Genomic DNA, 19,657 nt, shown 5'->3' on the forward strand with positions numbered 1-19,657 from the left:
AATACATAAAATTATGAGCGACACAAATAAACAGACTGGATCTGCATCAAGCAGACATAAGAAAAATTTACTCATCGTCCTAGCACTAAGTGGTACTTATCTTATTGCTGAAGTCATTGGAGGAATTGCAACAAAAAGTCTTGCATTGCTTGCGGATGCTGCTCACATGCTAACAGATGTTGTCGGTTTACTCCTAGCATTTATTGCAATCAAAATTGGTGAGAGAAAGGCTAGTCCTGAAAAAACATTTGGGTACTATCGCACAGAGATTTTGGCTGCTGTGATTAATGCTGTTGTGCTATTGGGTATCTCATTATTTGTTTTATATGAGGCATTTCAAAGATTTAAAAATCCTCCTGAAGTGCAAAGTGGCTCCATGATGATCGTTGCAGGAATTGGTTTTGTGGTCAATATCATCGGTATCCTTATCATAAGAAAGGACTCCAATGAAAGTCTTAATATGAAAGGTGCTTATTTTGAGGTCTTGTCGGATATGCTGACATCCGTAGGAGTAATGATCGCAGGTGTGATAATGCTGACAACACAATGGTATTACGCAGATCCGATCATTTCTGCGGCAATAGGTCTATTAATCATTCCCAGAACCTTAAAGTTGCTTATGGAAGCGGTTAATGTCTTATTGGAAGGTACACCGAAAGATGTAGATATCAGCAAGCTTAGAGCATCACTGGAAGAACTCCCGGAAATCAAGGGACTCCACGATCTTCATGTTTGGTCTCTTACGTCAGGCGTTAATGCCATGAGTGCTCATGTGATTGCAGATGAAAATAAAAATCGCAACGAAATCCTGAAAATATTAACAGACAAAGTGACAACAGATTTTAAAATAACCCACACCACTTTTCAAATCGAATATGAAGGCTATGATGAAAGTGTAATACACTTATAGATGAACGGTAAAAATAGATTGATAATAAATAAAATCTAATGGTTAGTTCTCTATCACATAAAATTGATTTCAAAGGATAATAATGTTTTAATCACTTATAAAACTTGTTTATGAGACTAATTAAAATTAAGAGAAGCACTTATAGCCTGCTCACTAATTTTTTCTTATTATACATGATCTTGTCCTTTTTTCTTAGGATAGGGCTTTCTGTGGCCAGCATTCAAAAAGCTGATCTTAGTTTTATTTCATTGTTGAAAGTATTTGCTATGGGATTTTTGTTTGATATTGGTGTAGGGGTATTTTTTGTGCTACCATACAGCCTATATCTGCTTTTGTTTCCCCAGAAATATAATAATTCGCTTTTCAATAGAGCTATGACTTTTTTTTGTTTTACTGTAGCTGTGCTTATATTGTTGTTTTCATTTTTTGCTGAAGTAACATTCTGGCAGGAATTTGAAAGTCGGTTTAATTTTATTGCAGTTGATTATTTGGTTTATACCTATGAAGTAATCAATAATATTAATGAATCATATCCTTTGCCATTGCTCATTACAGCCATGTTACTAATGACCTCTTTGGTATTTTTACTTTTCTATAAGAGGCATTATTTCACAGATAATTTTGAAGGCAGTACACCTTTTATACAGCGATTCACTATTTTTTTAGGATTGCTTTTTATTTCAGTCTTCTACACATTTTTTATTGACAACAGTTTAGCAGAGAGCAGTGAGAACAGGTATAGGAATGAGTTGTCAAAATCAGGAATCTATTCTTTTTTTTCAGCTTATAAAAATAACGAGATCAATTATGAGCACTTCTACACACTCATCGATAATAGAGAGGCGTTTAATATTGTGAGAACTGATCTGCAGGAAACTGACTCACATTATGTATCAAAAGATTTCTCAATTGTACGTAACATTAAGGGAGATGACTCCTCTGAGAAGCCCAATGTTATTATGATCACATTGGAAAGTTTCAGTGCAGACTTTATGAAAACATTTGGCAACAATCAGAATCTGACACCTACGTTGGACTCATTGGCGAATCGAAGCATTTTATTTACCAATATGTATGCTACCGGAACAAGAACCGTGCGAGGAATGGAGGCACTTTCACTTGCCGTTCCGCCTACACCGGGGAATAGTATTGTTCGTAGGAAAGACAACGATAATCTGACCACTGTAGGATCTATCTTCGGTCAAAAGGGATATGATACTTCATTCTTATATGGTGGTGATGGATATTTTGATAATATGAATAATTATTTCGGTAATAATGGATACACAATTGTTGACAGGAAAAGAAATTCTTTTGTAGGGGAAGATTATCAGTCTCCAAGAATACCAATAGAAGACAATGAGGTCACTTTTGAAAATGCCTGGGGTATTAGTGATGAAAATCTTTATGATCAGGTGATAAAGCAAGCAGATCAAAAATTTGCAGCGGGGAAACCTTTTTACGATTTTGTAATGAACACTTCCAATCATCGTCCTTATACATATCCTGAAGGAAAGATTGATATTCCCTCGGGATCGGGAAGGGAAGGCGCCGTGAAATACACAGATTATGCGATCGGTCAGTTTTTTAAAAAGATAAAGAATAAATCCTGGTACAAAAATACCATTGTTATAATTGTTGCAGATCATTGTGCCAGCAGTGCGGGCAAGAACGATATCGATGTCGCAAAATACCATATCCCTGCAATGATTGTCAACCTGAACGACAACGAACCATTCAGAATTGAAAAAATGTGCTCTCAGATCGATTTGTATCCAACACTTTTCGCACTTTTAGGTTGGACATATCAGAGTAATCTTTATGGTAAAAATGTTTTAGGCGAAAGCTATATTCCAAGAATATTTGTAAGTACCTATCAGAAACTTGGATATATGGAAAACAACAAATTGGTTATTCTAGGTCCACAGCAAAAAACAGAGACGTATTTGTATGACAAGGAGAAAAATAAACAAAATCCAGAGATGCTGTCTGAACAGTATGTAAAAAAAGCGATAGCAAATTATCAGTCGGCCTACTATCTTTTCAAGAATGAAGGATTAAAACAGAAGCGGATTAAAAAGGGAAATATAACCACAACTAGATAAAGTGATATAAAATGGATCTAAAATTTGAACTTTTACTTGCCGGAAAATTATTATTAGCACTGTTTTTTGGCGCGATAATAGGTTTCGAAAGAGAAACTGCCCATAAAGATGCAGGGGTTCGCACTTTTGGCGTTCTCTGTATGGCTTCTTGCTTATTTGTGGCAGTTGCCTCGCATCTTACAGATGATAAATCTGCAATAGCGAGAATGTTGGCGGCGATACCTGCCGGTTTAGGATTTATCGGAGCTGGACTGGCATTTAAAGATAGTTCCAAAAGCATGCAGGGGCTTACAACATCCACTGCTTTATGGGCTGCATCGGCAATAGGATCTGCCCTTGCACTGAACATGTTTTTGTTATCTTTTTTAGCAACTGTTCTTACCTTGTTCATCTTAAGTATTAACAAATTTGGCTGGTATAAAAAAATTCTAAAAACCGGAAGACAATCAGACCAGGATATATATATAAAGTAACCTAAAAATCATAAAAATAATATTATTATGGAACATAAACACATCTACGACGAAAATGGAAAGCAGCTCTGCTGTACTCCACAGGAAGGCAAAATCTATAAAGATGCTGGAGCCAAAAAATTAGTTGAAGAAGACGGATGCTGCGCTCCAAAGAAGAAAACGGAAGATCATCAACATACAGATGATGATGGACATGATCATGCAGAAACTGATAAAACAGCGTTTCAGATGTTCTTGCCTGCGATTATTTCTTTGGTATTGTTATTAGCAGGCATTGCATTGGACAATTACATTAAGCCTGAATGGTTTAAAGACTGGGTACGTATTGTCTGGTACGGTGTTGCTTATCTACCGGTAGGCCTACCGGTTTTAAAAGAGGCATTTGAAAGTATCAAACAAGGTGATGTGTTTTCAGAATTTTTCCTTATGAGCATTGCAACGATAGGGGCTTTCATTATCGGAGAATTTCCTGAAGGAGTAGCGGTTATGTTGTTCTATGCAGTAGGAGAGGTTTTTCAGACTCTGGCTGTGTCGAGAGCTAAAACCAATATTAAGGCTCTTTTAGATCAACGTCCTGATGAGGTAACGATTATTGAAAATAATCAGCCTAAAAAAATCAAAGCTGCCGAAGCCAAAATCGGGGATACGATTCAGTTAAAATCAGGAGAAAAACTGGCATTGGACGGAGAACTGATCTCCGATTCTGCGTCTTTCAATACCGCAGCGTTAACAGGAGAGAGCAAACCTGATTCTAAAAATAAAGGTGAAACAGTTTTAGCCGGAATGATCAATATGAACAGCGTAGCTTTGATTAAGGTTAATACAGCTTATGAGGATAGCAAACTCAGTAAGATCCTTGAACTGGTACAAAATGCAACAGCTCAAAAAGCTCCGACTGAACTTTTTATCAGAAAATTTGCAAGAATTTACACCCCAATTGTGGTTGCATTAGCTGTTTTGATCTGCTTAGTACCTTATTTCTTTGTTGATGATTATGTTTTCAGAGATTGGTTGTACAGAGCATTGATTTTCTTAGTTATATCTTGTCCGTGTGCATTGGTGATCTCTATCCCGCTTGGCTATTTTGGAGGTATCGGAGCAGCGAGCCGCAATGGTATATTATTTAAAGGAAGCAACTTTTTGGATAAGATCGCTGAGATTCAGAATGTGGTAATGGATAAGACCGGAACTATGACAGAAGGTGTTTTCAAAGTTCAGGACGTTACCATTAAAGAAGGATTTGACAAAGATGAGATTCTCCAATTGGTCAATGTTGTTGAAAGTAAAAGTACCCATCCTGTGGCTACTGCTGTTCACGAGTTTGTAGGAGAGATCAACAATTCGATCAATTTAGAGGATACTGAAGAAATTGCAGGGCATGGGCTTAAAGCGAGAGCTAATGGGAAGGAAATCCTGGTGGGTAATTTTAAACTATTGGATAAATTTAAGATCGGTTATGATGTAGACCCATCCAAAATCGTATATACGGTGATAGCTATCGCATATGATGGAAAATTTGCAGGATTCATTACGATTGCCGACCGAATCAAGGACGATGCAAAGCAAGCAGTTGAAAAACTTCATAGCTTGAATGTAAAAGCGACTATGCTAAGTGGTGACAAGACAACTGTAGTAAAATATGTGGCTGAGCAGATCGGTATTGACAATGCTTTTGGAGACCTGCTTCCGGAAGATAAGGTCAACAAGGTCAAAGAAATCAAAGCAAGAAATGAAAGTGTGGCTTTTGTTGGTGATGGTGTAAATGATGCGCCTGTAGTAGCATTAAGTGATGTTGGAATAGCAATGGGTGGACTTGGCAGCGATGCGACCATCGAAACTGCCGATGTTGTGATCCAGGATGATAAACCATCAAAAATACCTATGGCGATCAATATTGGAAAGAAGACCAAAAGGATCGTCTGGCAGAATATCATTCTTGCCTTTGTTGTAAAAGCCATCGTGCTCGTACTTGGAGCTGGTGGACTGGCTACGATGTGGGAAGCTGTATTTGCTGATGTGGGAGTTGCTTTGATTGCAATACTCAATGCAGTCAGGATTCAAAGAATGAAATTTTAAAAGAGATTATCACAGATAAAAATAGAGCAAATTCTAGTATCCTGTTTCCTTAGGATATTACAATTCTAAGGAAAATTTGCCTCCACTCATATTATTAAGATTGAGTTCCCATAAAAGATGGGAACAGGGAAGTTACATCCAATTTTACGATATAAAATTGAATACTATTAATGTTAGATCCGAACAATAAAAATCAGAAATATAATTTTTATGTGGACTTATGTAAAAAAAAACTCAATACTAATCCTTTTACTGAAATTCTCTCTAAGTATTTATGCTCAGGATAGTTTGTCATTGCAAAAAACTGCTCAACAAGATTCTTTAATAATAAGAGATGATACTTTGGATTATAAAAAACTTATTGTTCCGGTTAGCTTGATATCGGCAGGTGCAATTGGTTTTACAATTCCTGAAATCAAAAAGTTTGATTATGATGTGAGAAGGGAGGTAAACGATCATACATTAAACAATTCAAAATTAGACAACTATACCTTATTTGTACCAGCTGCGCTCGTTTATGGTTTAAACATAGCGGGTGTTCGAGGGAAACATAACTTAAAAGATCGAACGATCATTTTAGCAACATCACAAGCTATCTTATTGGCAATAGTTATTCCTTCAAAATCATTGATCGGCAGGGAGCGGCCTGATCAATCAAATTATATGTCATTTCCCTCAGGTCATGCAGCGATCGCATTTTCAACTGCACAGTTTATGTTCAGAGAATATAGGGACAGCAATTATTGGATCAGTCTGTCAGGATATCCGTTTGCCATTTTTACTAGTGTGTACAGAATCATCAATAATAAGCATTGGGTTACAGATGTCCTGTCTGGTGCTGGTATCGGAATTTTTTCTACTGAGATAGCATATTGGTTATATCCAAAGATCAAAACTTTATTTAAAAGTAAGAATGAAAAAACATTATCTATGATTTCTCCTTATTTCCAGAAGAGTTATCAGCAGAAAAGTTTGGGTTTGAATTACCAGCTATTTTTTTAAATGAGAAATTATGGGATTTAAAAGACGATTTAGGAGACGAATAATCAGGAGGGGAAAGCATCGGCTTGCGTCAGAAGATATATTCTATTTGATAGTTTTTAGTATCCTGATACTATCTCTTATAACATATGGATTTAAGAAATATTTTCATCCTGTCAAAGACCATCATTTTAAATATCATCAAAGTAAAAACTAATCAATCTACTTCCTAAAACGATCAATAGTTAACTATGGACAGATAGAAATAATATTTTTTTAGAGTAATGTTTTAACATATCACGTTTTTAAAGGACATTTAAAATTATTTAGATGTTTGAAGCAATATTGTTTAAAACAATGGAAAGTATTTAAAATCAGTAGATTATAGCTTTGTTTTGGCATCTTATTTGCCTTTCACAAATAACAACATATATAAATTAATATTCACCTTTAAATTAAAATGTTATGAACAGCGAAGATCAAAAAAAAGAGACACACGACCATCCAGAACATCACGAACACAAAGAACATCATCCGCACAAGGAACATCACGAGGGTCCTGAACATGCAGATGAGCCGGAGCATCACGATGAGGCCGAGCATCATCAAGAAAAAGAACATCACGATGAGAAAGAACATCATGATGAGAATAAGAAGTAAATAGCATAGTTCTTATAAATACTGAATTTCAATACTGGAATTCAGTATATTTTTAATAATATAATGTACCGTATTTTAATCTTTCTTCATAAGTGAGCATTTTCAAATATTAATATTTAATTGAGTCGTTATGTATAAAATCTAGATTGAATTCGCTAATTCCAGTAATCCTACGAAACAGTCTTTCTTGCTTTTTGTCCCTTAACAAAAACATAAAGAATATCCACGGAGTATTAACTCAAGAATGACTTTTTGCTCAATCCTAAGATCTGCGGAGGCAAATTATTAGAAATACGTTGAAATACCAAAGCTGAAGCCTACAGTTTTTGCCGCAGGGTTCGCAAAAATGTCTTTCTGTTTCTGAAATCTATAATTAAGTCTAAAAACAGTTTGTGCATTGGGTCTAAAACTGATTGCAGGCATAATACTCCATAAATCTTCTCCAATTTTGCTGTTGTCTTCTCTGAAATGACCTACGTTCCAATCTACATACTCTAAACGGCATGCAAGATTAACGGTTGCTCTTTCCCAATCCAAAATTTTTCTTTTAATTATTGGCTGAACAATGTCTATAAATCCTCCATGCTGCCTGTCTCCATATTGTTGTGTATAAGTTTCCGGGACATCTACTTTAACCCAAGCCCATTCTGCAGTAATTAAAGTTCCAAGGTTTGGAAGTGTATTATTATAATCCAATGCAAATACCCGAACCCTTCTTTTATCGTCAACCTGAAGACCTTCATCCTGAAATTTATTATAGATTCCTCCCATATAAGAGACTCCAAATTCTCCTGCTTTTTCATGTCTTGTGGCAATTTTTGCTGTTAAAAGAGGAACACCGCTGTTAATTTCTTCAAAACGTTCAGGATTACTTTTGGCAGCAGGTAAGTACGTTTTGTTTTGATTATTGTCAATAATTGAATTATCAAAATTTCCTGATAGATATACCTCGTATCCGAACATCCACTCGGCTTTATACATTTTTCCATAAAATCCGAAACCAGCATTACTGAATGTAGCAGGCAACATTTCTGTAGCAGATATAGGACGATCGGTAAACTCCCATTTCGGACCGTCATGATTTTGGTTGAAAGCACCAATTGGATTCATAATAATTCCTCCTCTCAAATTAAGCAAGGGATTAAACTCTACATCAATGGCAGCAAATTCAATATTAATCTCTTTACCTCCTTCTTCTAATTCTATTTCACTCAGAAATTTAATTTTTGAGGAAATTGTAGAAGATACAAAAAGTGTCATCCTACGTAATTGAAATTGATGTCCATCAGATATACCATCAGTGCTGATATGCTGCCAATTGGCTTCCGCATAGCCACCAATAGAGACAGGCACTTTCCCTAATCCTAAGAAGGGACGCTTGTAAACGGCATCCATGTTCAAAGAGCGAGAACTGTCTACAGGTATTCTTTTTAGTAATTCAGAATCTATCTGTGCTGTGGCTTCCTGAAAAATTAAAATTATAATTAGATAGATAATTTTTTTCATACCGGTTTTTTTAAAGAAATTTTCAAAAAATCCGATTCTATGTATACTGGAAATTTTCTTAAGGTCTGATCAGCAGGACCGTTTTGTACTAAACCTTGGTTGGAAAATTCACTACCATGTGCAGGACACTGTAGCTTATCTCCAAATACTTGTAACTGGCTACCCTGATGGGTACATTGCATCCATAATGCTTCATACTCAGTTTCCGAAAAACGAAATACACAAATGGGATATTTGAGAGATTCATTTTGAATAATTACATAGGATAATTTTTTGTCAGGATATTTTGTATCCATAAAATCCTCCAAAGGCAATATGATATAATCGTCTTTAATCGCTCCTGAAATCATTTTATTGCTTATACACCCTGAAAGAATGGGAGGAATTGCAGTAAAGCCTAAACAGACCAAACTGCATTTTTTGAGAAATTCAAGTCTGTCCATAATTATAAGGATTTCAAAAATTTAATAATAGCTTCTTTTTCTTGGACTGGTAATTGAGTGTAATTGGTTCTGCTGGTTGCAGCCTCTCCCCCGTGAAGCTGTATTGCTTCTTCTATACTTTTTGCCCTGCCATCATGCATTAAGAAGTATTGACCGCCTTGTGATTTTGGAGATAAACCTAACCCCCACAGTGCAGGCGTACGCCATTCATAAGTTTTCGCAGTGCCTTCCGTATAGTTGTCATCCAAAGAAGCACCCATATCATGAAGTAATAAGTCTGTGTACGGATAAAACTTTTTATTGGATAATGGTGAAATTGAGGAGGATGAAGTTTTCAGTTCCGGGACATGACATTTATTACAACTTATCTGAGAAAATATAGTCTGACCTTGTTTAATGATACTATTTTCTGCGTCTCGCTGAATAGGTGTTTTCAATGTACGAAGATAAAATACAACATCTGCGATGGTCTTATCAGAAACTTCGGGATCAACATTCATTCCTGAATAAACATCGTGAGGATTAAAAGTTGAAGTAATGCCCATATCTTGATTGTAAGCATTAACGGTTTGTTGTAGTAAACTGTATGTGGATGCCTTTTTACCAAATCTTCCGATATACTTCCCTCCTTTTGTTACAGCAAAGAAGAATGGTGCTTGATATGCCGGAAGATCAATATAATTGGGGACTCCTGAGATGCCATCATTATTTGTATCAAAAGGGTCAGCCATTGCCAAAATATCCATATCAGAAACCAATTCAATAAAACCTAATCCGGTATTGGCAGGCGGAGTAAATTTAGAAAATGTTGCTCCGGGAGGAATTGCTTCCGGAGTATAACCTGGTATCGCCCTATTTTGCAATTGAGGACCACCTAAAAGCAAAAATAAATTTCCTGTTTCGTCAGTCTGTCCAAAACGTATAAGAGTAGTAAAGGGAGTCCCTTTTCCATCACCAGCATGACAGCTTCCACAACTTGTTGCCACGAAGGTTGGACCAAGACCTTTCCCGACCGTGAAGGTTTCATCGTTAAAGGCGATATCCCCTCGCAAAAATTGTTGGTTTTCAGCATATGATAACCCCACAATGGAGCCATCAAGTAATTCACTCTCATCTATCGCTTCAGGCTGAAGTTTATCACAAGCTTGTACGATCAGAAAAAGAAGATAGAAAATTATAATAATAGGTATATATCTCTTGCTCACGTTTTTTTTTCAAATATAATAAAAAGTTAGATTAATCTAACTTTTTATTTCGCTATGTCTAATTATTTTTATGACTGCTGTGCATTTATAGCAAACACTATAAATAAAGATTAGATAATTTGAAACGGAATTTAATCTCAGGATATGTGCTGTTAGGATATTTTTCTTGAAAAACAATAACCTTTATCGCATAGTAAATTAATGTGGATATTGAACAGTCCTAGTGTACAAATTTTAATAGCCAGACGAAACAGTTGGTTGCCAAGTGCTAAGGTTGACCGTCTTAATAGTAGTAGGTAATTATTTTTTGTAAATTATACAATTTTACCATCTAAACTTACCAAAGATAAAAAGGATGATAGTTCATTAATGATTTTTGGTTTGGGGATTTATATCAAAAGCGAAAAATGATTAGGGCAGGGTATATTTGTTATTTGAAAATCTGTGGATTATGGAAGAGATAGAAAAAAGATCTACATTTATTTGTGAAAAATAAAAAAAAACATATCTTTGCACCAGTAAAAACGACGCACTCTATTTTTGTTTATTAAAGTGACCTATTCGGTGACCTAAAAATAAGAGAACGACATAAAGCTTATGGATAGGGAGTTTTTCAAATAAGAACAAGTCCCGTCCGGATCGCATAAAAGCTTCAAAACATTTGTTTTGAAGCTTTTTTTTGTTTTATACCTGTTCTAAAAGGGTAAAAGCTATAAACAGAAAGTAACCTACTCAATGATTTGTTGAAAATATATCGCTTTTTTATTTTCGAATATTTGCCAAGAATTATTTTAATTATAATAAGTCTTTATCGTATAAATTTTAACTGAAAGAGAGTTCTTTAAAGCTGAAAATCAGATCTTTTTAGTATATTCATTATATGAAAAAACTGCTTTTCTTTTGGAGTGAGTTGAAATCGACCTTTTGGTTTGTTCCCGTGATTATTATTGTTGGGGCAATATTTTTTGCAATACTTATTTTAAGTGTTGACGGTAATCTGGCTTTGCAGAATGAAGGAATCAGAAGATTCTTTTTTATAGGAAGTTCGGCTTCGGCAAGGAGTGTGCTTTCTACAATATCAGGAGCTATGATAGGGGTTGCAGGTACTGTTTTTTCTGTTACTTTGGTTGCTTTAACGCTTGCTTCTTCGCAATTCGGTCCTCGATTAATCAGGAATTTCATGTATGTACGTTTAAATCAGGTGGTTTTAGGAACGTATATTTCAACCTATATTTATTGTCTTATTGTTTTAAATACAATAAAAGATACTGAAGATTACAAGTTTATTCCTTCCTTATCTATTCTGTTCGCAATTCTTTTTGCGGTAATGAATATTGTGCTGCTTATTATATTTATCCACCGTATTGCGATAAGTATTCAGGCAGATCACGTTATTTCTGAAATTTCTGCTTCCATCGGTAAAGAGGTGAAAAAATTATTTCCCGAAACGCTTGATGATGAGCCGGAAGAGGTTATTCTTCCTGATGTAGAAAAAGAAATAGCGATTTACGGAAAACAAATCTCGATTCCGGCAACTCAATATGGTTACATGCAATATATTGACATCGATACTTTATTAAAATTGGCAACAGAAAGTAAAGGTCTGATAAAACTCAATTACAGACCGGGAAATTATATTGTGAAAGGAATTGATTTGGGTACTTTATATTATGATGATATTGAAGATGATATTTTAGAAAAAATACAGAAGCAGTTTATATTAGGCAGCTCTAGAACATCAAGACAGGATATTGAACTGTCTATTCATCAGATGGTAGAAATTGCGATAAGAGCTCTGTCTCCGGGAGTAAATGATCCTTACACCGCTATTTCCTGCATAGATAATCTCACTGCCACATTATGTTATCTGTCGACAAAAAAATTTCCGCCAAGCTATCGGTTTGATGAGAAAGAAAATCTGCGTGTAATTACCAATGCTTATGATTTTGAGCTTGTTACCGATGTTGCTTTCAATCAAATCAGGCTGTATTCTTTCGGAAATACTGCCGTTGTTATTAAATTAATGGATGCTTTGGTTCTTATTCATAAAATGGTAAAAAAGCCAAAATATAAAGATGCTGCAAAGAAACATGCCAGAAAAGTATTGAATGTTGGTAAAGAATGTATAACCGATGAAGAAGATTTGAAGACTTTAAATATAAAAGCAAAAGAAATTCTGGGATAATCATTCTCCCTAAACTTTATCACGATCTGAATTTTGTTTACTAATTATGAATGAAACCTTCTGATTATACAAGGAGATTACTTTTAATTATTCATTTTTAATTTTTCATTAATTCTGTGTTTTTTCGGTGTGCTAAAGACATATATTAAAATCAGTATAAATACGTAACTATATATGTTTTACAATTTTTAATTTTGACAATAGTTATTTAACATAATAATATAAAGATAAAAGCCATTTAAAACTTTATTTAAAACAAATTTAAATTTTTATATTTTAAATATTTATGATTTATTATATTGTTATAATGAAAATAAAAGTATATTTGTTATTAATTGTTGATTGATATTTCATATTTGTTAATGATTGAAAAAAAACTAAAACCAACCGAAAACCTAAATTAACATGAAACAATTCTTACAAAAAATCCCCCTTCGATTCGTTGATTATTAATTTCTAAAATTTAGAAGCAACGTAGCCACACGCTTTAATTTATTCATATAAAATATATGATAAATTGATGTTTTGTACCATATATCCCCGATGAATTTTCGATCGGGTGTTATGCCTCTATGAGTTTAATTTGATAATCTCAAGAATCTAATCTATTTACTAAAAGACAAAATTTTATCTGTTTCACTTTAAAAAAACAAATAACTATGGAAGGAACAATAGGAGAAATCCGCCTTTTTGCCGCAAACTTTGCACCTAGAGATTGGTCGTATTGTAATGGTGCATTAATCGCAATCAGAGCAAACACCGCTTTATTCTCTATTTTGGGAACCACTTATGGAGGAGATGGAAAAGTCACTTTCGGCTTACCTAATCTTTCAGGAAGATCTGCCGTAGGAGCAGGGCAAGGACCTGGATTATCTTACTACGACTTAGGTGAGATGACCGGTACAAATAAAACAACACTTACTGTTTTGAATCTTCCACCACATACTCATACCGCGGGAGGAAATATTGTTATTCCTGCATTTTCAGATGATGGAGACTCTGCAACTCCGGCAAATAATATTTTGGCTTCAAAGAGTGCTATGTATACATCTGAGGCAGGTGATTCTAATACTAAATCTATTCCTCTGAACATTCAGGTGAGTGTTATAGGCGGAAGCAATCCAATTAATATTACTCAGCCTTCACTAGGAATGAATTATATTATTTGCATGTACGGAGTTTTCCCATCTAGAAGCTAATAAGGAGTCATTTCTTAATTTTTAAAATTTATAATAATTAAAACTAAAATACTATGGAAGGTTATATAGGAGAAATTCGATTGTTTGCGGGAAATTTCGCTCCAAGAGGATGGATGTTTTGCGATGGAACGCTATACAATATATCAACTTATGATGTGCTTTATACAATCTTAGGAACTACTTATGGGGGTAATGGGCAAACTACATTTGGTGTGCCAGATTTACGTGGCCGTGTTGCTGTAGGGACAGGTCAAGGAGCTGGTTTACAAAATATTACACTGGGTCAGGCAGGAGGTACGGAAACTGTAACAATGACTACTTCACAAATGCCAATGCATACTCATAATGCAATAGCAACGATAGCATTTCCTGCTTCTTCTGAGGCTGGAGATTCAGCTTCGCCTTCGGGAGCTATTTTAGGAGGATTGCAGGGTGCGTATTCTACTCAGCCGGCAGATACAAATATTGCTCCGGCTACAGCTTCGGGAGCTTTATCTACTGTGGGTAGTGGTGTTCCTTTTGAAATTCTACAGCCTGTTTTAGCAGCCAATTACATTATATGCTGTGAAGGAATTTATCCAAGCAGACCATAATTAAGTAAATTTTTAATTCTAAAAAACTAATCATCATGGATGGAACAATGTCAGAAATAAGAATGTTCGCAGGAAATTTTGCTCCAAAATCGTGGGCTTTTTGCCAGGGACAATTATTAGCAATCAATACAAACCAAGCACTTTTTGCACTTTTAGGAACGATGTACGGTGGAAATGGAGTTAGCACATTTGCGTTACCTAATTTTGCAGGTAGAACTGCTATGGGAACTGGAAGTGGAGCAGGAATTGATAGCTGGACACTTGGAGAATTAGCTGGTACACCAACGGTGACATTACTTACTGCTAATCTACCTATGCACAATCATGGTTCTGGTACAGAAACAGCTTCAATTAGTGCATATTCAGATACTGGAAATTTAGGTTCTCCCACAGATGCTAGACTTGCCTCTGTAACAGGATTATATTCGAACAAGCCTGCAAATACGGCATTAAGATCAATAACAACTGCATTTAATTTAAGCGTTACGGGAGGAAGTCAGCCAATTAGTATTCAGCAACCGTTTTTAGGAATGAATTACATCATTTGTTTAAGCGGAATTTTCCCTTCAAGATCATAATTAATAATACAAAAGCCTCTAATAGTTTGTTCGATTAGAGGCTTTATCGAAAAAATATGAAAATAGCTTTACTTTTACCACGATCTGTTATCTATCCTTCAATGTCTTTTGATATGATGGATGGCTTTAAGCAAGCCTTGAAAAATATCGGCTTGGATGGTCATCACGAAATCGTATCGGCAGGAATAGGGGTTGCAGCAAAACATGAAGAAATTTATGAACGTTGTGAGCAATTCCTTTTAGAAGGTGCAGATATTATTATTGGATATATCAATCCTATTTCAGCGGAGTTTGTTCACTCACTTTTCGAATCTTCAGGCAAAACATTAATTGTTTTAGACAGTGGATATCATTTTCCTGCTTTTCAGGGAAGGCTTTCCAATGCATATTTTATATCTCTTCAGGGAGGTTTGTGTACGAGAGTTATCACTCATAAAGCAATTGAAGAAGGGCATAAGAATTTTGCGTTTACATGTTCTTTTTACGATGCGGGTTATCGCCCGTCTTATATCTATCCGGCTGCAGTTGAAGAGAAAGGCGGTGCAATAGGTTTTAATCACGTTACATCTTTGCGCCGTGAAGATTTTACTCTGGCCCCACTTACCGAATATCTTGAGCAGCAAAAAGAAACTGCAGTTCTTGCAACATTTTGTGGCGATATGGCAGACGATTTTTTCAGAGCAGGAAATGATCTTGTGAATAATCATTCGGTATACGGAACAGGTTTCACATCTGATGAGGCTTGGCTTTCAAAAATGTCTTATCCGGGAAGTGATTGGAGCTCTGCAGTAGCTTGGTCTAAAACTTTAATGACTCCCGAAAATGAAACTTTTGTAAATATAATGAACGGTATTAAAGAAGGTAAAGCCAACCTTTTCTCCTTATTGGGATGGGAAGCTGCTCTTTTTATCGCATTTGAAAACGAAAATTTCGATGGCATTACAATCAATTCGCCACGCGGAAAGGTTTATATGAATCCAGAAAACAGATTTACCGAAGCTCCGGTTTATTATGCAACCGTTTCAAAAGATGAAACTACGGGAAGCTGCCTTCTGAAAGACGTTGAGGTCGCCTCGGTAACAGAATCTGAACGTGAAAGTTTAAATAATAATATTAAATACATTCAAAGTATTGAAGCTAATTCTTGGCTCAATGCTTATGCATGTTTAGAATCATAATGACAGCATCCAAAATAGTAGTTTTATGCAATAATCGTATGGCGATTCCGGCTTTGCAGGCTTTAGCTTCGCAAGGTCGACTTTGTGCTTTAGGAGTACCGGAAGCAAATACAGATGTCATCGATTTTTGTTTAATGCTTTCAAAACAATCCGGAATACCATTATTAATCATTAAAAAAGAAAATCTTTCTGCTCAATTAGAAGAATTAATCACTAAAACAAATGCTCAATTTATTTTCACCATGACATTTCCCTGGAAGATACCTGCGGAGGTTTTAAATAAATATCAGGGTAAATTCTACAATTTTCACTACGGATTATTGCCTGAAATGAGAGGCGCAGATCCTGTTTTTGAATCTATAAGAAGTGGTGCAAAAGAAACTGGGATTACCGTTCATGCCATTGAAAATAAAATTGATAAAGGGGCAATTATTCTGAAAAAGATTTTACCTCTTTCGATAAATATGACACACGGTGTACTTTGTACCAACTTGTCATGGTTGGGAGCAAATTTATTGAGTGAACTTTTAATTTTATTAAAAAATGATTCTAAAGGCACAAAACAAAACGAAGACAATGCTAAATATTTCACAAAACCTGCAGCAGCAGATGTTTGCATTTCTTGGCAAAAGTATGATGCTAAAACTATCGAAGCTTTATCAAGAGCATGCAATCCGTGGAATAAAGGAGCATATACACAATGGAATGGTTGGAATATAAGAGTTGTTGAGGCTACAGTAATTAATGAGACTTCACATCAGTCTGATATTCCCGGAACCATTCTATCGTTGGACGAAGACAATGGGCTTATTGTAAAATGTAATAATGAAACCCAGCTTCGATTAGATATCATCTATACAGATGAAGGATTTATGAGTGGTCACAAACTGTTTGCTTTTGGTATGAAAAAAGGCAGCCGGTTTGTGAATCTTTAACCTAAAAATGAATTAAATATGAAAAATTTTTATTCAAAAATTAAAACACTGACACAGACGTTCCTTATTGCAGGAGCGTCATTGTTAGGATTTGCGGCCAATGCGCAAACGACCCTTGTTGCAGGAGATATTGCCTTTACTAGCTATGACTCATCGTCTGCGAATACGGCTCAGAATCCTGTTGGAGATAAATTTTCTTTTGTCTTACTTACAAATATTTCGGCAGGAACAACCATCAGTTTTACCGATAGAGGGTATAATGGGGCTGGATGGCAGGGTGTTGGAGGAACAGAATCTACTGTAACCTGGGTGAGTAGCACGGCAATTGCCATGGGGACAGAAGTGTCTATTGTAGGGCTTACGGCTTCTACTTATAACCCAATAACCAATACATCAACTCCAAATGGTACTGTTACGCTTACTGAAGGTTCATCTGCAAATGGACTTTCATTATCCACAGCAGGAGATCAGGTTATTGCATTTCAGGGAGGTAATGGAAGTATTACGGCTGGTGGAGCTTATTGTATTGCGGGAATCAATTACTTTTATCACCCATCAGGAACAAATGCAACTCAATGGAATTTTGGAGGGTCAGGAGGGCCTAATGCATCGTTAATGCCTCCCGGACTAGGAGTAGCAAGTGCACTTTATACAGGGACGCTATCAGGAGATATTGTTGCGGTATCAGGAAAATTCAATTGTACTGGAACACCAACGACTACTTCTTCGGCGGTACGTACGGCGGTGATGACGATGGGAAACTGGTCACTTAGCAATGTTACAGGTTCGGCATATTCAGGGTGTCAGTTTATAGGTAGTAATCCGGTAATTACAGGAAACCCGCCCAACAGAACAATTTGCTCTGGTGGAAATACAACATTTTCTATTACCGCAACGGGTGCCACTTCTTATCAATGGCAACAAAATACAGGGAGTGGTTTTGTTGCTTTAGCTAACGGAGCACCGTTTTCGGGAGTTACTACAAGTACGTTAACGGTAACAGGAGCAACAGGAACAATGAATGGATATCAATATCGTTGTGTTGCAACTAATTCTTCAGGTTCGGCAACCTCAAATAGCGCAACATTAACAGTTTCATCTATTTCTGCAACAACCACTAAAACAAACGTATCATGTAATGGAGGTAATAATGGTACTGCCACGGTTGTTGCATCAGGAGGATTTGCTCCTTATACTTATTCATGGTCTCCGAGCGGCGGAACTGCAGCAACAGCAACAGGATTAGGTGTCGGAGTTTATACAGTAACAGTTACTGATTTCCTAGGATGTTCTACTACTGCAACTGCTACGATAACTCAACCTACAGCAATTTCAGGAACAACAGTTGTTACAAACATTGCATGTAACGGAGGTTCAACAGGAGCTATTAATTTAACACCAACAGGAGGAGCAGCACCTTATACTTTCAACTGGGGAGGTGGAATCACTACAGAAGACCGTACAGGATTATCAGCAGGAACTTATACAGTAACCATTACTGATGCTAACGGATGTACAGGAACAGTAAGTGCTACTGTAACTCAGCCAACAGCAATGAGTGCAACGACTTCTCAAACAAACATTTCATGTAACGGAGGAACTAACGGAACAGCAAGTATTGTTGTAACGGGAGGAACAGCACCTTACACTTATTCATGGTCACCGAGCGGTGGAACAGCAGCAACAGCTTCAGGATTATCAGCAGGAGCTTATACAGTAACAGTAACTGATGCAAATGCATGTACAATTACGAGAACGGTAACAATCACTCAGCCTACAGCAATTTCGGGAACAACAGTAGTTACAAATATTGCATGTAACGGAGGTTCAACAGGAGCTATTAATTTAACACCAACAGGAGGAGCAGCACCTTATACTTTCAACTGGGGAGGAGGAATCACCACAGAAGATCGTACAGGCTTAGCTGCTGGAACGTATACGGTAACGATTACTGATGCTAACGGATGTACAGGAACGGTAAGTGCTACTATCACTCAGCCAACAGCAATGAGTGCAACCACTTCTCAAACGAATATTTCATGTAACGGAGGAACTAACGGAACAGCAAGTATTGTTGTAACGGGAGGAACAGCACCTTACACATACTCATGGTCACCGAGCGGTGGAACTGCAGCAACAGCAACAGGATTATCAGCGGGAACTTATACAGTAACAGTAACGGATGCAAATGCATGTACAATCACTAGAACAGTAACAATTACTCAGCCTACAGCAATCTCAGGAACAACAGTTGTTACAAACATTGCATGTAACGGAGGTTCAACAGGAGCTATTAATTTAACACCAACAGGAGGAGCAGCACCTTATACTTTCAACTGGGGAGGTGGAATCACTACAGAAGATCGTACAGGATTAGCAGCTGGAACCTATACAGTAACCATTACTGATGCTAACGGATGTACAGGAACAGTAAGTGCTACTGTAACTCAGCCAACAGCAATGAGTGCAACGACTTCTCAAACAAACATTTCATGTAATGGAGGAACAAATGGAACAGCAAGTATTGTTGTAACAGGAGGAACAGCACCTTACACTTATTCATGGTCACCAACAGGAGGAACTGCAGCAACAGCTTCAGGATTATCAGCAGGAGCTTATACAGTAACAGT

At 36.4% G+C, this 19,657-nt stretch carries 16 protein-coding genes; 13 read left to right on the top strand and 3 right to left on the bottom strand.

Translation table 11 applies throughout. The features are described 5' to 3' along the window. Nucleotides 1-13 precede the first annotated feature (13 nt). The 6 genes from BUR17_RS18080 to BUR17_RS18105 all read left to right on the top strand — a co-directional run bounded on the left by BUR17_RS18080 (nt 14) and on the right by BUR17_RS18105 (nt 7,205). Nucleotides 14-910, top strand: a complete 897-nt coding sequence (locus tag BUR17_RS18080) for a cation diffusion facilitator family transporter (RefSeq protein WP_072410598.1) — start codon at nt 14-16, stop codon at nt 908-910. Between the two features lie 374 nt (nt 911-1,284). Next, nucleotides 1,285-3,015 carry an LTA synthase family protein gene (locus BUR17_RS18085; RefSeq protein WP_228400877.1) on the top strand — a complete coding sequence of 577 codons (1,731 nt, stop codon included), beginning with the start codon at nt 1,285-1,287 and terminating at the stop codon, nt 3,013-3,015. 11 nt (nt 3,016-3,026) lie between these two features. Further along, the gene (locus tag BUR17_RS18090; RefSeq protein ID WP_034975913.1) at nt 3,027-3,488 is read left to right on the top strand and encodes an MgtC/SapB family protein; all 462 of its coding nucleotides are present in this window, start codon (nt 3,027-3,029) and stop codon (nt 3,486-3,488) included. Between the two features lie 27 nt (nt 3,489-3,515). After that, nucleotides 3,516-5,564: a heavy metal translocating P-type ATPase gene (locus BUR17_RS18095; protein ID WP_040995614.1), complete on the top strand. Its 2,049-nt coding sequence runs from the start codon at nt 3,516-3,518 to the stop codon at nt 5,562-5,564. A gap of 210 nt (nt 5,565-5,774) precedes the next feature. Beyond that, nucleotides 5,775-6,566: a phosphatase PAP2 family protein gene (locus BUR17_RS18100; protein ID WP_034975909.1), complete on the top strand. Its 792-nt coding sequence runs from the start codon at nt 5,775-5,777 to the stop codon at nt 6,564-6,566. Between the two features lie 444 nt (nt 6,567-7,010). Beyond that, nucleotides 7,011-7,205 (top strand): hypothetical protein, encoded by a 195-nt coding sequence (locus BUR17_RS18105; protein ID WP_034975906.1) that lies wholly within the window; start codon nt 7,011-7,013, stop codon nt 7,203-7,205. 285 nt (nt 7,206-7,490) lie between these two features. Here BUR17_RS18105 and BUR17_RS18110 read toward each other — a convergent pair whose 3' ends face one another. Genes BUR17_RS18110 through BUR17_RS18120 form a run of 3 tightly spaced genes read right to left on the bottom strand, consistent with a single transcriptional unit; the run spans nt 7,491 to nt 10,206 of the window. Then, entirely contained in the window at nt 7,491-8,711 is a 1,221-nt protein-coding gene (locus BUR17_RS18110) for a hypothetical protein (protein WP_034975904.1), read from the bottom strand. After that, nucleotides 8,708-9,154, bottom strand: coding sequence for a QcrA and Rieske domain-containing protein (locus BUR17_RS18115; protein WP_051879933.1), 447 nt, complete (start codon nt 9,152-9,154; stop codon nt 8,708-8,710). The genes BUR17_RS18110 and BUR17_RS18115 overlap by 4 nt, the downstream gene beginning before the upstream one ends. Before the next feature lie 2 nt (nt 9,155-9,156). Continuing rightward, nucleotides 9,157-10,206, bottom strand: coding sequence for a di-heme oxidoredictase family protein (locus tag BUR17_RS18120; protein WP_233788903.1), 1,050 nt, complete (start codon nt 10,204-10,206; stop codon nt 9,157-9,159). 1,033 nt (nt 10,207-11,239) lie between these two features. Here BUR17_RS18120 and BUR17_RS18125 point away from each other — a divergent pair. The 7 genes from BUR17_RS18125 to BUR17_RS18155 form a co-directional block, all read left to right on the top strand. Continuing rightward, complete coding sequence (locus BUR17_RS18125; RefSeq protein ID WP_074231905.1) at nt 11,240-12,544, top strand: DUF2254 domain-containing protein; 1,305 nt, start codon at nt 11,240-11,242, stop codon at nt 12,542-12,544. A gap of 659 nt (nt 12,545-13,203) precedes the next feature. Beyond that, nucleotides 13,204-13,743, top strand: coding sequence for a phage tail protein (locus tag BUR17_RS18130; protein ID WP_074231906.1), 540 nt, complete (start codon nt 13,204-13,206; stop codon nt 13,741-13,743). Nucleotides 13,744-13,796: 53 nt separating this feature from the next. Continuing rightward, nucleotides 13,797-14,336: a phage tail protein gene (locus BUR17_RS18135; protein WP_074231907.1), complete on the top strand. Its 540-nt coding sequence runs from the start codon at nt 13,797-13,799 to the stop codon at nt 14,334-14,336. Nucleotides 14,337-14,371: 35 nt separating this feature from the next. Next, a complete protein-coding gene (locus BUR17_RS18140) occupies nt 14,372-14,914 on the top strand; it encodes a phage tail protein (protein WP_074231908.1) in 543 nt (180 codons plus the stop codon). A 56-nt stretch (nt 14,915-14,970) separates the two neighbouring features. Then, nucleotides 14,971-16,092: an ABC transporter substrate-binding protein gene (locus BUR17_RS18145; protein WP_074231909.1), complete on the top strand. Its 1,122-nt coding sequence runs from the start codon at nt 14,971-14,973 to the stop codon at nt 16,090-16,092. Next, a complete protein-coding gene (locus BUR17_RS18150; RefSeq protein WP_084550760.1) occupies nt 16,077-17,027 on the top strand; it encodes a formyltransferase family protein in 951 nt (316 codons plus the stop codon). Before BUR17_RS18145 ends, BUR17_RS18150 begins: the two co-directional genes overlap by 16 nt. Before the next feature lie 18 nt (nt 17,028-17,045). Then, nucleotides 17,046-19,657: beta strand repeat-containing protein (locus tag BUR17_RS18155; protein WP_394333829.1), on the top strand; the 2,612-nt coding region annotated here is incomplete at its 3' end.

It is taken from the genome of Chryseobacterium scophthalmum (assembly GCF_900143185.1).
Classification (GTDB): domain Bacteria; phylum Bacteroidota; class Bacteroidia; order Flavobacteriales; family Weeksellaceae; genus Chryseobacterium; species Chryseobacterium scophthalmum.

What these genes read in the sequence shown, in the direction of transcription:
- BUR17_RS18145 (WP_074231909.1), top strand. Translation starts at nt 14,971, where the DNA reads ATGAAAATAGCTTTACTTTTACCACGATCTGTTATCTATCCTTCAATG.
- BUR17_RS18110 (WP_034975904.1), bottom strand. Translation starts at nt 8,711, where the DNA reads ATGAAAAAAATTATCTATCTAATTATAATTTTAATTTTTCAGGAAGCC.
- BUR17_RS18130 (WP_074231906.1), top strand. Translation starts at nt 13,204, where the DNA reads ATGGAAGGAACAATAGGAGAAATCCGCCTTTTTGCCGCAAACTTTGCA.
- BUR17_RS18080 (WP_072410598.1), top strand. Translation starts at nt 14, where the DNA reads ATGAGCGACACAAATAAACAGACTGGATCTGCATCAAGCAGACATAAG.
- BUR17_RS18085 (WP_228400877.1), top strand. Translation starts at nt 1,285, where the DNA reads ATGACTTTTTTTTGTTTTACTGTAGCTGTGCTTATATTGTTGTTTTCA.
- BUR17_RS18090 (WP_034975913.1), top strand. Translation starts at nt 3,027, where the DNA reads ATGGATCTAAAATTTGAACTTTTACTTGCCGGAAAATTATTATTAGCA.
- BUR17_RS18140 (WP_074231908.1), top strand. Translation starts at nt 14,372, where the DNA reads ATGGATGGAACAATGTCAGAAATAAGAATGTTCGCAGGAAATTTTGCT.
- BUR17_RS18100 (WP_034975909.1), top strand. Translation starts at nt 5,775, where the DNA reads ATGTGGACTTATGTAAAAAAAAACTCAATACTAATCCTTTTACTGAAA.
- BUR17_RS18115 (WP_051879933.1), bottom strand. Translation starts at nt 9,154, where the DNA reads ATGGACAGACTTGAATTTCTCAAAAAATGCAGTTTGGTCTGTTTAGGC.
- BUR17_RS18135 (WP_074231907.1), top strand. Translation starts at nt 13,797, where the DNA reads ATGGAAGGTTATATAGGAGAAATTCGATTGTTTGCGGGAAATTTCGCT.
- BUR17_RS18105 (WP_034975906.1), top strand. Translation starts at nt 7,011, where the DNA reads ATGAACAGCGAAGATCAAAAAAAAGAGACACACGACCATCCAGAACAT.
- BUR17_RS18125 (WP_074231905.1), top strand. Translation starts at nt 11,240, where the DNA reads ATGAAAAAACTGCTTTTCTTTTGGAGTGAGTTGAAATCGACCTTTTGG.
- BUR17_RS18095 (WP_040995614.1), top strand. Translation starts at nt 3,516, where the DNA reads ATGGAACATAAACACATCTACGACGAAAATGGAAAGCAGCTCTGCTGT.
- BUR17_RS18150 (WP_084550760.1), top strand. Translation starts at nt 16,077, where the DNA reads ATGTTTAGAATCATAATGACAGCATCCAAAATAGTAGTTTTATGCAAT.